The 15,236-nt window shown below is 49.6% G+C and carries 15 protein-coding genes; 5 read left to right on the top strand and 10 right to left on the bottom strand.

Translation table 11 applies throughout. From position 1 onward, the window contains the following. Window positions 1-40 precede the first annotated feature (40 nt). The gene (locus H6624_11760) at window positions 41-742 is read right to left on the bottom strand and encodes a pirin family protein (GenBank protein MCB9085016.1); all 702 of its coding nucleotides are present in this window, start codon (window positions 740-742) and stop codon (window positions 41-43) included. A gap of 11 nt (window positions 743-753) precedes the next feature. Continuing rightward, entirely contained in the window at window positions 754-1,143 is a 390-nt protein-coding gene (locus H6624_11755; GenBank protein MCB9085015.1) for a hypothetical protein, read from the bottom strand. A gap of 112 nt (window positions 1,144-1,255) precedes the next feature. Between H6624_11755 and H6624_11750 the strand changes: the two genes are divergently transcribed. After that, window positions 1,256-2,143, top strand: a complete 888-nt coding sequence (locus tag H6624_11750) for a LysR family transcriptional regulator (GenBank protein MCB9085014.1) — start codon at window positions 1,256-1,258, stop codon at window positions 2,141-2,143. 19 nt (window positions 2,144-2,162) lie between these two features. On the opposite strand, the gene H6624_11745 is transcribed toward H6624_11750, so the two are convergent. Further along, window positions 2,163-3,083 carry an SDR family oxidoreductase gene (locus H6624_11745; protein MCB9085013.1) on the bottom strand — a complete coding sequence of 307 codons (921 nt, stop codon included), beginning with the start codon at window positions 3,081-3,083 and terminating at the stop codon, window positions 2,163-2,165. A 143-nt stretch (window positions 3,084-3,226) separates the two neighbouring features. On the opposite strand from H6624_11745, the gene H6624_11740 reads away from it, so the two are divergent. Together H6624_11740 and H6624_11735 are read left to right on the top strand one after the other, a co-directional pair. Beyond that, complete coding sequence (locus H6624_11740) at window positions 3,227-4,249, top strand: hypothetical protein (GenBank protein MCB9085012.1); 1,023 nt, start codon at window positions 3,227-3,229, stop codon at window positions 4,247-4,249. A 43-nt stretch (window positions 4,250-4,292) separates the two neighbouring features. Beyond that, on the top strand, window positions 4,293-5,297 hold the full coding sequence (locus tag H6624_11735) for a fatty acid desaturase (protein MCB9085011.1): 1,005 nt from the start codon (window positions 4,293-4,295) through the stop codon (window positions 5,295-5,297). 31 nt (window positions 5,298-5,328) lie between these two features. On the opposite strand, the gene H6624_11730 is transcribed toward H6624_11735, so the two are convergent. Further along, window positions 5,329-5,982, bottom strand: coding sequence for a hypothetical protein (locus tag H6624_11730; protein MCB9085010.1), 654 nt, complete (start codon window positions 5,980-5,982; stop codon window positions 5,329-5,331). 342 nt (window positions 5,983-6,324) lie between these two features. On the opposite strand from H6624_11730, the gene H6624_11725 reads away from it, so the two are divergent. Next, window positions 6,325-6,720, top strand: coding sequence for a hypothetical protein (locus H6624_11725; protein ID MCB9085009.1), 396 nt, complete (start codon window positions 6,325-6,327; stop codon window positions 6,718-6,720). Between the two features lie 63 nt (window positions 6,721-6,783). On the opposite strand, the gene H6624_11720 is transcribed toward H6624_11725, so the two are convergent. Then, on the bottom strand, window positions 6,784-7,446 hold the full coding sequence (locus H6624_11720) for a hypothetical protein (GenBank protein MCB9085008.1): 663 nt from the start codon (window positions 7,444-7,446) through the stop codon (window positions 6,784-6,786). Between the two features lie 223 nt (window positions 7,447-7,669). On the opposite strand from H6624_11720, the gene H6624_11715 reads away from it, so the two are divergent. Next, on the top strand, window positions 7,670-9,727 hold the full coding sequence (locus H6624_11715; GenBank protein MCB9085007.1) for a radical SAM protein: 2,058 nt from the start codon (window positions 7,670-7,672) through the stop codon (window positions 9,725-9,727). Here H6624_11715 and H6624_11710 read toward each other — a convergent pair. The 5 genes from H6624_11710 to H6624_11690 form a co-directional block, all read right to left on the bottom strand. Next, complete coding sequence (locus tag H6624_11710) at window positions 9,721-10,476, bottom strand: aspartyl/asparaginyl beta-hydroxylase domain-containing protein (protein ID MCB9085006.1); 756 nt, start codon at window positions 10,474-10,476, stop codon at window positions 9,721-9,723. The genes H6624_11715 and H6624_11710 overlap by 7 nt on opposite strands. After that, entirely contained in the window at window positions 10,466-11,293 is an 828-nt protein-coding gene (locus tag H6624_11705; protein ID MCB9085005.1) for an aspartyl/asparaginyl beta-hydroxylase domain-containing protein, read from the bottom strand. The genes H6624_11710 and H6624_11705 overlap by 11 nt, the downstream gene beginning before the upstream one ends. A 66-nt stretch (window positions 11,294-11,359) precedes the next feature. Further along, the gene (locus H6624_11700; protein MCB9085004.1) at window positions 11,360-11,983 is read right to left on the bottom strand and encodes a hypothetical protein; all 624 of its coding nucleotides are present in this window, start codon (window positions 11,981-11,983) and stop codon (window positions 11,360-11,362) included. A 20-nt stretch (window positions 11,984-12,003) separates the two neighbouring features. Beyond that, complete coding sequence (locus tag H6624_11695) at window positions 12,004-14,196, bottom strand: PAS domain S-box protein (GenBank protein MCB9085003.1); 2,193 nt, start codon at window positions 14,194-14,196, stop codon at window positions 12,004-12,006. Between the two features lie 162 nt (window positions 14,197-14,358). Beyond that, entirely contained in the window at window positions 14,359-15,225 is an 867-nt protein-coding gene (locus H6624_11690) for a ChaN family lipoprotein (GenBank protein MCB9085002.1), read from the bottom strand. Window positions 15,226-15,236: the final 11 nt, after the last annotated feature.

Below are 15,236 nucleotides of genomic sequence, written 5' to 3'. Positions count from 1 at the left end.
TGTGTCTCATAATGAGACAGGGCCAAAATCGCGGGTCGAGCTAGCTCAAATCAAAAACTAGGAATTCAGCAGTGTTAATCGCCCGCACTGAAATTCGCGACACTTCGGTCAGCGCCAGACCGTCGCCAGGTTCCAGGGATTCCCCTTCCACTTCAATCTGACCATCCACAACTTGTAGCCAAACGTTCCCTCCAAACTCGGGCTCGAAGGTGAGGCTCTTTCGCGATTCAAGTGCGGAAGTGTAAATTGCCAGCTGCTGGCGAATCAACATGCCCTCATGTGGGCGATTTCCGGGGCCCGCTAGTTGCAACCAGTCGTTGCGTCTGGCATCGCGGTCGATCTGCATTTGCTGGTAGGTGGGGCTGTATCCTTTCTGGTCCGGGATCATCCAGATCTGCAGTAGCTCCAGTGTATCTGTGTCGGAGGGGTTAAACTCGCTGTGTTCGACACCGGTTCCCGCACTCATGAGTTGGACTTCCCCAGCTGGGATGACGGTGGAGTTTTCCATGCTGTCTTTGTGAGCGACAGCGCCTCGGATCACATAGGTGAGGATCTCCATATCCTGGTGGGGATGGGTGGCAAATCCGCCCAAGGGCTGAATAACGTCCTGGTTGATTACTCGGAGAGTGCGGAAGCCCATGTTGTTGCGATCAAAATAGTCGGCAAACGAGAAGCTGTATTTGGCTTTTAGCCACCCCAAGTCTCCTCGACCACGCTCCTCACTCTTGCGAACCTGCCTCATGCCAGACCTCCTTAAATGTTGGGTTTGGGGCTTAACAAACTTCGGTAGACAGACAGACGACAAAGGCCAAGGCCAAGATTCGCACCAAAGACGAAGAGAGCCATGATCAATCCACTGGTGTCCAGAAAAATATGATAGAGCAAAATGTGGATACTAACAGGTGCCATGACCACCAGGGCCAGGGCAACAAAGCGATTGGACAGGAGGGCCGCTCCGACCAATACTTCTGTCGCCTTCAAAACTGGGAAAAAATATCCGGTTCCAGCTAGGGCTCCCAGGTAAGCGGCGCCCTCAGGTGGAGGTGTTGGCATTGGCATAAACTGGAGGAAGCCATTGAGGCCGAATGTCACGAGCATCAGGCCAAAAAGTATTCTGAGGGCTACAAAAAATTTTTCTTTCATCTTGAATCCCCTTTCTAGTGTTCACGACCCCCTCAATTCTCGCCCGTCAGATGATCTAAAAAAAGTATAATAAATTTATTAAAATGATCGAAAAATTAGATTATAATGGAGTATGACTTTTGAGCAGATTCGCACCCTATGCGCAATTGTAGAGGAGGGAGGGTTTCGGCCGGCGGCCGAGCGGCTTCACAAGTCGCAAAGTTCACTCAGCTATGCAATTCGGCAATTGGAGGATGAGTTCAAACTAAGGGTGTTTTCAAGAGAATCCTACCGCCCGGAGTTGACGGATGCCGGGAGGGCTCTATACGAGAGGGCAAAAGGTCTCCTTCAGAATGTGGCTGAGTTTGAGGATTTGGGAAGGCAGTTGAGTCAGGGCGTGGAGGCGGAGGTTGATCTTGCCCTCAGTGCGTTAACACCACTGCCGCCACTTATTCCAGTATTGCGCGAGTTTGCGAAGCGGTTTCCTCACACCCGCCTCAGGATGAGTGTGGAAATTTTTGGAGCATTGGAAAAAGTCCGAGATGGGCGCGCTCAACTGGCGATTACGGAGGGAAGAGATCTCGATCCTGGCCAATTTGAAGTTGAACCACACTGTCCGATTAAGCTCATTCCGGTGGTGGCCCCCTCACACCCTCTGGGTCGCAGGCAAAAGGAGATCTCCCAATCCATGTTGATGAATTTTCCTCATCTTATATTGCGAAGCACGGGATCCGTGGATGGCCGAAGTTCGGCCGGAATTATGGAGGGAGCATTTACCTGGAGTTTGCCGGATTTTCAGACCAAAATGACTCTGCTCAAGGCGGGATTGGGATGGGGGCATATGCCACATCATCTGGTTGAAAAGGAGATCAGGGCGAAGGTTCTGGTAAAACTAAAAGTACCTGAGTTTAAAGGCCTTGAAGAAAATCAATGGGTCGTTCGCCGTCGCGGCCAAAATACTGGGCTGGCCCAGGCGTACCTTTGGCGGGAGCTCACCAAAGTTGCAAAACGTAAAATCTAGTTCTGAAAAGTCAGTTCACCTAATCCCGTTTTTTGGAGTAGCGCTCACCCCACTTCCCGGAGCCCGGTAGACAGAAAAACAAAAAGGGGTGAAGAAATCGACGAGGAAAAAAGCGGCGAATGTAGAAGAACAAGAATGCATCCAATGAGGCTGGCACTCTTAGGGGTGGATTCTCGGTGCGAATCACATTGAGTATAGTGCGGGCCACCTTTTCGGGAGTGGTTCTCGATTTCTGCATGGTCTTGGATATAAAGGGCGTCATGTGTCGGTAATAATCGCTATAGGGACCGCCAGCAGCCTGAGAAAGGGCTGATTGTGCAGAGTAAACAACATTGCGGAAGGAATGAGAGCGAATAAATCCCGGTTGAATCAAAGTGACATTAATCCCGAGAGGCCTCATTTCATACCACAGGGCTTCGCTGGCTCCCTCAAGCGCGTGCTTGGATGCGCTATAGGATGCCATGGTCGGCATGGCCAGCATTCCGCTCACAGAGGAGACATTAATGATTTTACCTCTTCCGGACATACGCATACTTGGCAGGACTAAGCGAATAAGTCCCATAGGTCCCAGGTAATTAGTTTCAAGTTGTAATCTCTCGGTTTGCGAATCCATGTGCTCGACGACAGCACGAAAGCTGATGCCTGCATTGTTAACGAGAATATCGACCTTTCCCCATTTCTCTAGGATCTCATCGATCAATCGCTTTCGGTCTTCGCTTGATGTCACATCTAGGTGTTGGATCCAGAAACGATCGGTATTATGGAATTTATCATCTTTGATCTTATCTAGGGAATTTTGTCGCACGGTGATAACAACCCTATAATCATACAGAGTCCAGAGTCGTCGTGCCAAAGCGAGACCGATCCCGGAACTACACCCGGTTACGAGAATAACGGGTTTATATCTCTGGGAGTGACGTCGTCTTTTGAGAATCTTAATTAATCTAAGCACCCTATTGATTATAATTGCTTGTGTGTGGGTGAAAAACAAGTAGACGGTAGGATGTGAGTCATCAGGACCAAACTTTACACATTCTTAACCGCAGAACTTGTGGAAGTCACAATTGCAAGGGGAGGACAAAAGTGAAAAGAGTGGTTTTCCTATTCTCAATGATTATCGGATTTTGCTTTTTCGCCGAAGCCGTTGAGAAAACAGCTGAGGAAGAGACCCAAAGTAATCCGAGAGCGGCTTACATTGAAAAGGCCAAGGCAACTTTATCCGAAGGATTTGCCGCCTGGAATGATTCCCGGTTTGCAGATTCTAGTCGGAAATTTGGTGAACTTGTGACGGATGAAAGCCGAAAGGATTTTACGGAGATCTATTTCGAAGCCTTGCTTCGCAAGGAAAAAATGGACCTACTGGGTTTACGTAGCCAAAGGAATCAAAAGTACTTTGATGAGCTCATTAGCTCAGTAAACCAGTACGCATGGAAATCCAGTTTTGAACGGGAAATGTTCTTTGGCAGGGTGCAAAGGTTGAGGGGCTCCTATTTATCAGCGGTTGGTGACTATCAGGGTTCCAATCGCAGCCTTGATATGGCCATTGCGTCCTTTAAGAAGCTGGGAAAGTCAGGATCTCTGGGGTGGGCCCTCCTCCATCGCAGTGCCAATTTTATGTCTATGGATCAGATCGATGAGGCGAAAAAGGACCTTCAGGCAGTAGAGGCCGCACTCAAGCAAGGACTCAAGCCGGAGGATCAGTCCTATTGGTCCTTTTACCATCGGGGTAAGGCTCGAATGTTAGCCAAGCAGGGCCAAATTGCAGAGGCCGAGAAGGAGCTTCAGGTGGGAGTGGAGAAAATTAAGCTATCTAAGCCATCCCTGCGATTTGCTAGGCTCGTGCTGATGGAAGATGAAGTTATTCTTGCGGTGGTTGCAGGTAATCGGGCCCTGGCCGAGACAAGAATGAAGGCCCTAACTGCAGAAGCCAAGGGAACTGGAATGGAGGCCGTGTACCGAGAGTTCAATGCCATCTGGAGTGGGTACCTGGAGAACCAGGACCTGAAAGCCCTCGAAGGCCAATTGGCGAAGTTTGTCGGTCGCGGCTTTGAAAAGGGCAAGGCGGACTGGATTCTGGGCTTGCTTGAGTCAAAGGCGGCCATGTGAGTTAGAGGTTGAAAGCCAGAGCTTGTCTGACTAGGATCACGGCATGAATCCTCGTCAGCAATATCGGCAGGCGCTGGAACAGCAGCTGCCGGATAAGATATTCAGGTTAAACAAATGGCGTCTGCTTTGGCTGTTGTCCTGTCTTCTGCTAATCGCTTTAGGACTTACCTGCATCAAGTTGTTTCCCGAAATTTGGCTTGTTAAGCTTTTGGGGGCTCTAGCCATTGGCTATGCTGGAGCCACAATGGGCTTTCTTGCCCACGAAGTTCTCCATGGGTCTGTGGTCAGGAGCCGGAAGTGGCAGGATGCTTTGGGACTCATAGCATTTTTGCCTTTGGGGGTATCACCCACGTTTTGGCGATTTTGGCACAACTCCCTTCATCATGGGTTCACCCAAGTGTTGGCCAAAGATCCGGATGCCCTACCAACCTTGGGAGTATTTAAGCGCAACAAGGTTTTTCAAAGGCTTTACTTCCTTCTGCCGGGATCGAGCTCACTGTTCAGTCTGTTTTATTTCTTCTATTGGTTTAGCAGTCATTTAACTATTGGGCAGGTCTACTTACGCTTTCGAAGGAGGGGATTTCATCGCCTCAATCACTTGCGCATAAATGGGGAGATCATTGTTATATGGTCTGTGCACCTTAGCGGAACCTGGTTGATTGGTTTTGATCAATTCATTTGGACTCACGTCATCCCCTTTGCGGTGATGAACTATATTGTTATGAGTTACATATCCACTAACCACATGTTGATGCCCTTAGTGAAGTACCCGGATGTTTTCGATAGCTCTTTGACTGTAAGAAATTGGCCTATTCTTGAGTGGATGAATTTGAACTTCGGTTATCATGTCGAACATCACTTGTTCCCCGAAGTAAGCCCCTGTTACGCAAAGCTCATCCATCAGGAAATCCACAGGAAATTTCCTGGACGACTTAAAGAAATGCGGAAGTCAGAGGCTCTCATGAGGCTCTACAAAACTCCACGAATCTATAATGGCACGGAAGGGCTGATCGATCCCTATTCTGGTCAGAAGTTTGAAACTCTTTAAGCAGTATTACAGCCCAAAAACTAAAAAAACCTTAGATCAGTATTTCAGGCTTTCTCAGCGGGCCGGGAATAATGTCGTTCATTGGGCGGACGGTTTTGGGATCGGTGATAAGGCCTTTGTTGCTGAAGTAGTCATCCCAGAAGGTGGGATTCACCTGCAGGCTATCGGTGCCGTAATGGGCAGGGTAGTACTCGCGGAAAAACCAGTTATCCAAATCGAACAGAGCGGTGATTTTGGGGTCAGTTTGAACCAATTGATCCCGGTGCCCGGAGATATGGCGGCGCTCGTCTTTGACGATCAGCTTGATGACTTTTTTGAAGCGCTCATTCGTTCCGTTAAGTAAATACATTTTGTAAATCCAATTTGCTCTTCTCTCAACCATAGTATGGACGGCGTGGAAGAGGTTCTCGTCTTCTCGGGTGTTGTTCAGATCCAGGCCGAGGACTCTCTGGTAGATCACTTTCTGCATTGAGAGGTTTTCACTGGGCTCAGCTGGAAAGCCTTCCAGTTCGAGGACACGCCTGAGCATCTCGGTGTGGCGCTCCTCATCGTCAACCTGGCCTTTGAGAAATTCAGTCGGAAACACCTTGTACTTGTCCGAGGTGTCGTGAAAGCTCCAAAGTTCTGAGTGCATTGCACTTTCCAGGGTTTTGGCTTCGCAATAGGCGCGGGCATCGGCATTCATAATTTCCACCTCGTCGTGTGGAACCCATGCTAGGAGAAGAGGCCATGGGGGTCAAGGAGACCTACGGATCTGGCGGTTTCCTGACTCAGATTGAATCAATTTGGCGGAGCGTTATTTTCGGATGGATGAGCTATGAGATCCCTGGTCCTTGGTGGAGGTTCTCAAAATGAGACAGACGGCCGAGATTCGGGGAATCGCCGATGGTGAGGCGAAATATGGGGAACAGTGACCCCCTTTGTGACCCCTAGAAGGGGTGATAACCTATTTATTTTTTGCGGATTTTAGCCGAATAAGTCTATAATTGAGGGAGTTGTTTGGCTCAATCTAAACAAGGAGATCAGTGTGAGTCGGCGTAAGATATTGGCCTCTCTTCTTTCCTATATTGGAAGCATCGGTGTCTTCTCAGTTTTCTTTTCCAAGAAGGCCTTTGCATCTAGTGGGAAGACCTATCGCTATGGCCGCCGGATCGTTTTCCCAGCGGGAAAAACCTTGGAAGATTACAAGGCAGATCGTGAGAGGTTTGCCAACCTCGATGCGATCAAAAAGATTGAGCGGTATTTGCAGAATGCTGGAAGAATGCGTGTGAACTACATCAACTTGCGGGAGACCCATGTTGAGCTAGAGCACGAGTTTGCCAGCTATGCAGATTTTCAGGTATGGCACTCAGAGCAAGTGTCTAGTGGTCATGCAAAAATGCAGGAGCTGTATCGTTTGGGTTATCGCCACGAAGTGGTTTGACCCCAATTGCTTTAAATTTGGAACACTCGGAGGCAGGTCAAACCCTGCCTCTTTTTTTTTTGCTCAATAAGGCTCTTTGACCAGAGGATCTTCCCATTCGGGGTTAAAATCTGGTTTGGACAGATCCAGCCTTTCAAGCCCGTTCTCTTTTAGTAGGTCATTGATAGGTCCTTCTCCCATCCATGGGGAGCCCACAGAAAGAGTGTATTTTACCTCATCTCCCGTATTGTCCATGGCGTGAACGTGGGCCCCATCCATCACATAGGCGGGGTTATTGGACCTGATATAGGTTTTGTTTCCCTCTCGATCAAAGAAATACAAGGTGTCAATTCGGCCGCGCAGAACCAAGCGAAATTTCGCGTTCATTTGGTCGAAATTTTTTTTGCTGCAGTCGATATGGACAGCCATGTTTTGTCCAGGGCGGGTGCGGATAATGGCAATTCGCCCCATAGGTTTGAACAATGGAAAAAGTTTCTCCGCAGCGAATTCGCGAAGCAATGGAGTGTGGGCCGAGGGGGGACTCCAATCCAGGCTTCCCTGAGACTGCACCAGGTCCTTTTGCACAAAACGTCCGCTGGTGGAATAGAGAATCAACAAGTCACAGCGGCGAAATGCACTGTAATACCAGTATTCCTCAGGAACCTGATCCAACTCCCGGGCCAGAGCCTCCCGATCATAGGGATCGAGATCCATATCAAAAGACCAAAAGGTAAACTGTTCGGCCATTCCGCAACTCCTCAGTTCTTGTCCCGCCAATAAATATTGCCCTCTATCTTCCTCCTAAGTTTCTCTCGTTGTCATACAATAGCTTCTCGTGTCTTGAGCGATACCCGAGATGCCAATGGGCGTTAGGCACGCTTAGCTTGTGTCTCGATAGGTCCCATGTGTCTAAATTTCTTTTACATTGGTGCGACTGCGGTTATGCTCCCTGCAGGGAGGGATGTGCGGGGTGGCCCATCTGGAGGAGTCAGCAAAAAAGCGGATCTTAATCAGCGTTCCGCCCTATTTCTCGTCAATCTATTTGCCCTACGTTTATGGATTGCTTCGTCAGGAGGCCGAGCGAGACCCCCTGATTCAGGACCACTATGCCTGGTTAGATCCCATCTATTTGTTTGCCGAGCCACAGCGGTTGTTAGCCCCCTATCGAGGGCAGAGAATCGATGTCTTAGGCCTAAGTTGCTATGATTGGAATTGGGAGCTACAAATTGAAATCGCCCGCCAGGTAAAAGCGGAGTCGCCGCATACACTAGTTGTCATGGGCGGCCCCGAACCTCCCTATCGCGACAAAGGGTTTTTTGACCGCCATCCTTTTGTTGATGTGATCGTCAAAGAGGATGGTGAACTGGCATTTGCCAGAATTCTCAAGGAAGCCCTCAAAGAAGAACCTGACTTTGCCTCGATCCCTGGATTGGTTCTGCCAGGTAAGGACGGCGCCTGCTCCACGGGGGAAGTGGAAAAGATTAAAGATTTTGGCCCTGTAAGCCCCTACGTTCAGTATCCCTTTTTTGAAGAGCTCATTGAACGCCACCGTTCCAACTTAAGATTTGCGGCCTTCTGGGAAACCAATAGGGGCTGTCCCTATAAGTGCCGGTTTTGCGACTGGGGCTCCAACACCTTCTCAAAAGTGCGTTTGTATCCGATGGAGAGACTGAGGTCGGAGGTGGAGTGGTTTTCTCGACACCAAATTAACCGCGTGTTTATAGCCGACGCCAACTTTGGGATGTTTCCCCGTGATGTTGAGATCACCGAAATGCTCATTGAAGCCAGACAGAAAACTGGATTTCCAGCAGATGTCCACTGGATGCCCGCTAAAAATCAAATCGATCGGGTGAGAGAAATCTCTGAGCGGTTTTATGGTGCGGGACTTCTCCATAGCGTTATTGTTGGCTTTCAGTCCACCCAGGACCAGGCCCTACAAGTTATGGAGCGTATGAACTTGGGGCAGGAAAAGCACAAAAAGGTCATTAGGGGTTACCGAGAAAAGGGTATTCCTCTCACCGGGGTTTTGATCATGGCTTGCCCTGGAGAATCAGCCCGGGAATTTCGTCAGTCTTTGCATGACCTCCTGGAGATGGGATTTCACGATGAGATTCGCACCCACCTGTATTCCATTCTCCCAAATGCTCCGGCAGCCAGCCCGGAATATATGAATGAGCATGGCATTGAGGTGATCGAGAGGCCCATGAATCAGCAGAGAGTGGATCGAAGCCTAATTAAAAACCCCTTTGGGGGTCGATCTCATTTTATTGTTGGACATAAAACCCTGGATCAAGCTGGCCTAAAAGATGAGATGTGCTATGCGGTGCATATTTTCTTAAATCACAACTTTGCCCTCAGTCGTTTCATGGCCATCTTTCTAAATCAGGAATTCGGCATCTCTTATGCTCGATTTTACGGGGAATATTATGCCTATTTGCGAGGCCATAAGACCCTGGTTGGAGAGGCATTTATTGGAGTGGATCAGAAGATGGAGGAGTTTTTTAAAGATCCTGATACCCATCTGGTTTTTGATCTGGGCAAAGGGGCGGCCCTCTATGAACCCGAGGAGTACGCTCTTCACCTCACGCTTGGCAATCTGGGACGTTACTTTGAGGAGTTGGCTCAGTTTTTGGATGGTTTTTTGGAGAGCAAAGTAAAACGAGACCCTCGTTATCAGGACCTCTTAGGTTTTCAAAGGCAGGTGATCGTGACAGAAGACTACGATCCACGATTGGGGCGAGAATTCACCTGTAGGTATGATTGGGCCAATTACTTTTGTTCGGATGCCACTCCGGTGAAGCTTCTTCCTGTTGGCTATCGACTGGTGGCCAATGATACTCATCGAGGCTTCGGGTTGTCTCAGATGAAAATAAAGTGGCATGAGATGGACACCCCGGGCGAAAGGTTTTGGAACTTCTTTGCCACAGTGGTTTGTCACCGCTACTACCGGTACAACACAACTAACCTGACTAGTTTTAGACGGGAGCTGGCCAAAGAGGTGTCGCCAGAAGACCTGCTAGCTCAGTGATCTAGATCTTCTTGGCCATCAATACAAATTATTAAATGGTCCCTAGGGGTTTCGCCAAAATTGTGAGCCCAGTGGGTGACCCCAGAGTTAAGCAAAACCACCTCACCACGCTTGATGTGACGTGCATGAACCTGATCCTCGGGCATAGCAAAATTAAAAGCCAGACGATTGGTCGCAAGTGGTATGTGAATTCTTAAGGCAAATTTGGGCGACAAGTCGACATGAGGGGCGAGCGGCTGGAAAGAGTTTAGGCGTGCCACTCGAACCCGCGTCACCCGGGCCTTGCACTGTTGCAAAACTTTGCGTAACTCGGGTGCCTTTTCCAGTGCCTCTTCCGGGACTTCAAAATTTCTTTCATCGATCAGTGGGTCGTAGTCTTCGTTGATTTTCCACATGGACTGCATGCGCTTTTGCACGCTGAGTTTGCGGTCCTGCCACTTAATGCCGCGCTCCTCATCCAGCCTCTTTTGTAGGTCCACCGCCAGGGCTTTGGGGTGAGAAAGGGAGAGGTGAAAATAGTCCTGGTAATTGCCACCGGCCAACAGTCCCTGGTAGGTCTCCACATGGGTCTTTTCAAACTCAAGGCAATGCCATTTGTGGAGTTCTCGCACCTGGGCTTCCAAAGCATCAATATCGAACTGCCAATTGAGACTCACCCAAAAGGGGATCTCATCCTTGCCCTTTCGCGATCGGCGTTCCTCATCCAGATTTCTACCAACAAAGAGCTCCATCAGTTCTTCACGCTTCATCGACGAAATACTCCTTAAACTGACCGGGGGTCATACTTTTCCGTTGGTAGTAGTCCCGCAAATCCTCATCACCATCGACAGCCAAAATCAGGTGAACTCGATCTTCACTTCCATAGTTATAGGCCCAGTGTTGGTAAGAGGTGTTGAGTAGAGTCCAGGTGTTAGGCTGCATGTGGTACATCACCAATCGTCCACGAACCATGGCAAAGTTAAAGCAATAGGGGTTGGTTTTAATAGGGACATGAAGACGAACCGTGTACTTGGTGACCATGCCAATGTGGGGAACAACCCCAGAGTTGGGTGGTAAAACCGCAAACCGGGCCCTGGTAATGCGCCCTTTGACCATGCGAAATACGTCCTCAAGATATGTCCCAAATACAGCCGGGTCCCAAACGCTGTAGTTGCGTTCATCAAATAGGGGCTCATAGTTTTCGTTTAGTGTTCTTAGAGCTTCTATCATTTTACGAGGGTCTGGCTTTCCCCCTCGATCTTTCCAGTTGGCCCCTTTTATCTCATCGACCTGAGCTTGAACTTTTTTTGCCAGCTCAGTGGGGTGAGTGAGAATTTTTCGGTAATAGGTCTTTGGTGAGTAATCATGGGTGATGTCTTTTCGGCGAGCCATGACCCACTTTTCGTACTCGTTTTCCATTTGTGGTTGGATGGTTTCATAAACCTTGTAAAGGCGGTCTGAATCAACAGGCCTCTCCAGGTCGACGAGAGCAGGAACTTCATATTTATCGAGTCGTTCGTTCCACTCTTTGGCAATGTCACGGTCGGGAAACAGCTGGTGAAAATCTGGCAAGTCGGCTTTTTCCAAAGAACCCTCCTCTGTCCCTGAGGGGCCCATTCTCCTGCTCATCCAAGACTTTGGCAAAGGCTTTCTCTAAAGCCCCTCTCCGCGAACGCGGCGAAGCCAGGTTTCCTCATCCATTCGCTCAGCATTCCAGTCGTCGAAACGGTATCCCGGAAGAAGTTCTTTATAGAGAACCCTTTGTACACAGTCATAAACCTTGCCATTGCAGACTCTAACTAGCTCTTTAGAGGCCAGCCATCCTTCAGGGGGGTTACGCTCAAGGACATTCACTTTGCGTCCCGACTTTCCCAGTCTTTCCCCAACCGAAATAAATCCAAGCTTGCGTTTCATGGGATTGAGCTTCTCCTGCAATGGAAGCATCATGGCGTAAACCCAGGGTCTGGAGGTCCTGGCATTGGCGACGGCTCGATAGTTGGGAAAAACATAGCTGCGGTTGGCAAAACGAGCCACGTCACCCGGGTACCTTCCCCCGTTATAGATTCCAGAAAAACTCACCGGCTCCTTGTTGGTTCGATCCCAAATGACCATGAAGAGATCGTGTTCCTCAACGACGAGGCGATTTGGCTGGTAATTGTCGGCCAAGCGATTCTTTGGGTCCTTTACGCAGATCTGACGAATGCTTTCGAAGCGATCGTTGGTCTCGATTAAAACCTCAATTTCAAACTGATCATTTATTTGATAAATCTTTTCCATCCGTCCCCCCTCAGTTTCGATTATGGCGTTGGATGAGCTGGGGAGTAGGTCGGCAGAATGCGCTGCAAAGTTTCGCCTAACTCCTGATGGGTGAAGGGCTTAGGCAGGTAGTGGTCGACTTGGACCGAGGCCAACTGGCTTTCTTGCCGCAGCTCCTCTTCTCCTAGTCCTGATGTCAACACCAGCGGGATTTGATGGTTGAGTTTTCTCAGCTCGCGAAATACTTCCAGGCCGCTGATGCCGGGCAGTGAGTTGTCACTGATGACGAGCTCGATCTTGTCACCCAGTTCCTGGAAGACCTGAAGGGCTTTCTTTCCAGTGGAAGCTTTAATCACGTTGTAGCCCATGCCTTCGAGCATGGAAGTCTCTAAATCAAGCAAGTCCGACTCATCCTCAATCACCAGAACCCATTGGCCTCTTCCGGGGGTTGGGCTCATCAACGACTGTTCGGCACTTGTATCAGGGAGTTGTACAAGAGGTAAAAGAATGCGGAACTGAGTTCCCTGGCCCAACTCGCTACGAACCTGGATGTGGCCACCATGGGATCTAATCACTCCATGAACCACGGACAACCCCAGTCCCGTTCCCTGGCCCACTGGTTTTGTGGTATAAAATGGGTCAAAGATACGGTTCACCTGCTCGGGAGTCATGCCCTTTCCGTCGTCTTCAACCACAAGTTCAGCATAGGCTCCAGTGGCAAGGCCTAGGGATTCCGCTTCTTTGTCACTGACGCTTACCGAAGACAGATGGATATTAATGCTGCCCCCTTTTTCCTTCAGAGCGTAGAAGGAATTGGTGCAGAGGTTAATCAGGATCTGGTGGAATTGGGTCATGTTCCCATAAATAGATAGCCTTGGTTCAATCTGATAGTTGAACCGAGTCGTGGGCGGAGCCGTCGCCCGAATCATTTGCAGGAAGTCAGTGATGGCAGAACTGAGATCAAAAGATTTTCTTTCTACTTCTTCGTTGCGACAGAAGGTCAAAATTTGACGAATCAAGTGGCGACCCCGGGAGGAGGTGGCAAGGGCTCGCTCCAAATACTGAAGAGCTTGATCCGGTTTTTTAATATTCTGCTGGGCCAGCTCCAAGGACATGGTGATGATCTGCAGGAAGTTGTTGAAGTCGTGGGCTATACCGCCTGCGAGCGTACCCAAAGCCTCCATCTTTTGCGCATGTTGGAGCTGTTTTTCTAACTCTTCCCGATGGGCTTTGTCCTGATGCTCTTGGGTGGAATCGACAAGCACTCCGTTCCAAAGAATATCGCCGTTTTCCAACCTTCGGGGAGTGGAGGTTCCGCGAATCCAAACGGTGTTTCCCTTGTCCAGGCAGACACGGAATTCATGAGCCCAGATGGACATGTGTTTGGCTGAATCAGCAATGCTTTGGTAAAAAACCTCAGCATCCTCTGGGTGTACCAAGCACAATAGGGTTTCGACGTCTTCCTGTGCTTCCTCTGGTGTAACGCCAAACATTTCGTAAGATTTAGAGCTCACAAATGGCATCTTGAAATCGCCACCTGCGGTCAGCACAAACTGATAGACCATCATGTTGGGAATATTAGACGCCACATCACGATAGCGGGCTTCACTTTCCCTCAGAGCGTCTTCGGCCCGTTTCCGATCTGTAATGTCGGTAAGAAAGAAAGCTAAATTATGAATCTTCCCCGCAGCAAACAAGGGTTGAATCTGCACGGCATACCAAGCCTCACCAAAATCCCTGGGGTTGCCGGCCTCGTAGTAGACGGGCTCACCGGTCTCCAGGGCCTTGCGAATCGCCGCACGAATCACCTCATGATCATCTGGATCGGCAAATTCAAAAACGTTGCGGCCAATCACATCATCAAGGGTCAGCTGCGGAAGGGTGCGGTTCATGTAAGTGATGTTGGCCCGCAAGTCGGTGACAAAGACCATGTTGGGGACGTTTTGAATAATGGCATGAAAGCGTTTGGCGTCGCGGGATAGGATATGCTGAAGTTTGTGGTGTCGGTTGCGCTGTTGGTGGACGAAAAAATAGGCCAACAGAGAGGTCAGCAGAATCAGCATCCAATGGCTGTACTTATCCAGCCACACATAAAACTCAGCACCAAAGGTCTCAGGAGTGACCAGGTATTCGGCAAAGACCACCCAGCCAATGCCGAACACAAGACAGGTCATTAAGACTCGGTATTGGGCCCACAGATAGGCCCGATATGCTTGGCTATACGGTTGTTCCATCGTCCGGGTCTAGCTCCCATTTAAGGCTCTCAGAGCCGTACTTAGTCTCCCTAAGGGATGTAAGTGACGAAAGCCGTCACAAAATCCCTGTGAGATATCCCTGAGCCACCAATTTCCCGAGTCATATCACAGGTGTGCAAGGGGGAGACCATAAAGGAAACCTTAACGATCACCTACCCAAATGTAATCAGCCCGCTTTCCATATACGGGGTGAGGTTTCATGATCTCGTCCTGCTCTTGGGGAGTGGCTCCCTCGAGACTGACTTGGCCAATTGTCAAAATTTGATTCCAACCACGCTGATGAATCTTGTCGGCAAGGCCTCCACCATACACAGCGTGGAAGTCGCCGACCAAAATCACCAACACTTGGTCAGGATTCTGGCGAACAAAGTCCACCGCTCGCCAGGACATGGTTTCATCCCACAAGCTTTGAGCGGTGAAGTATCTAAGTAGAGCCTCTTCAGGTATATGCCCGTCGCCCATGACGGCTTTGAAGCGTTCGTAATAGAGATCGTTACCCAGGCTCCAGTTTGGAGGAAGCAACGCCGCCTCTTCAGGGGTCAGACTGCTGATGCCGGTTCGTGCGACCTTGCCGGTCACTGCGCGAGGGGCATTGAGGGCCCAAGAGGTTCCACCCGCCGAGAGGGGAAAAAGCACCTGCTCACGGTAGTTCGCCCACTTGTTGCCACCCCAACCGATTTGTTTGAGGAAGTCCCCCTCTTGCAGGCTACCGGTCATGAAGGCGTCCAAAACATGTTGCTTGGTGTACTCAAAAAACTCCATTCCCAAGCTCACCCCTGGGGCGCCGGCTCTTTTGAGTTCCTTAAGGACTTCGACCTGGTGGCGGTGGTGGGGTTCATGGTCATGAAATTCACTGACGATGACGATGGTGCCAGGGGTCACCTGTGCCAAAGCCTCAGTAAGGGTCACGGGTTGAAGAGTGTCTCCGGTGTAGATCTGATTGTTGTCATAGGCTTGTGCAGAAACGGCCACTCCAATAGCAAGAATAAATAGACCCAATAGTCTCACGAACACCCCTC

Source organism: Pseudobdellovibrionaceae bacterium (assembly GCA_020635075.1).
Taxonomy (GTDB): domain Bacteria; phylum Bdellovibrionota; class Bdellovibrionia; order Bdellovibrionales; family UBA1609; genus JADZEO01.
The sequence above is the reverse complement of the archived record's forward strand: the minus strand, read 5'-3'. Positions and strand labels throughout refer to the sequence as shown.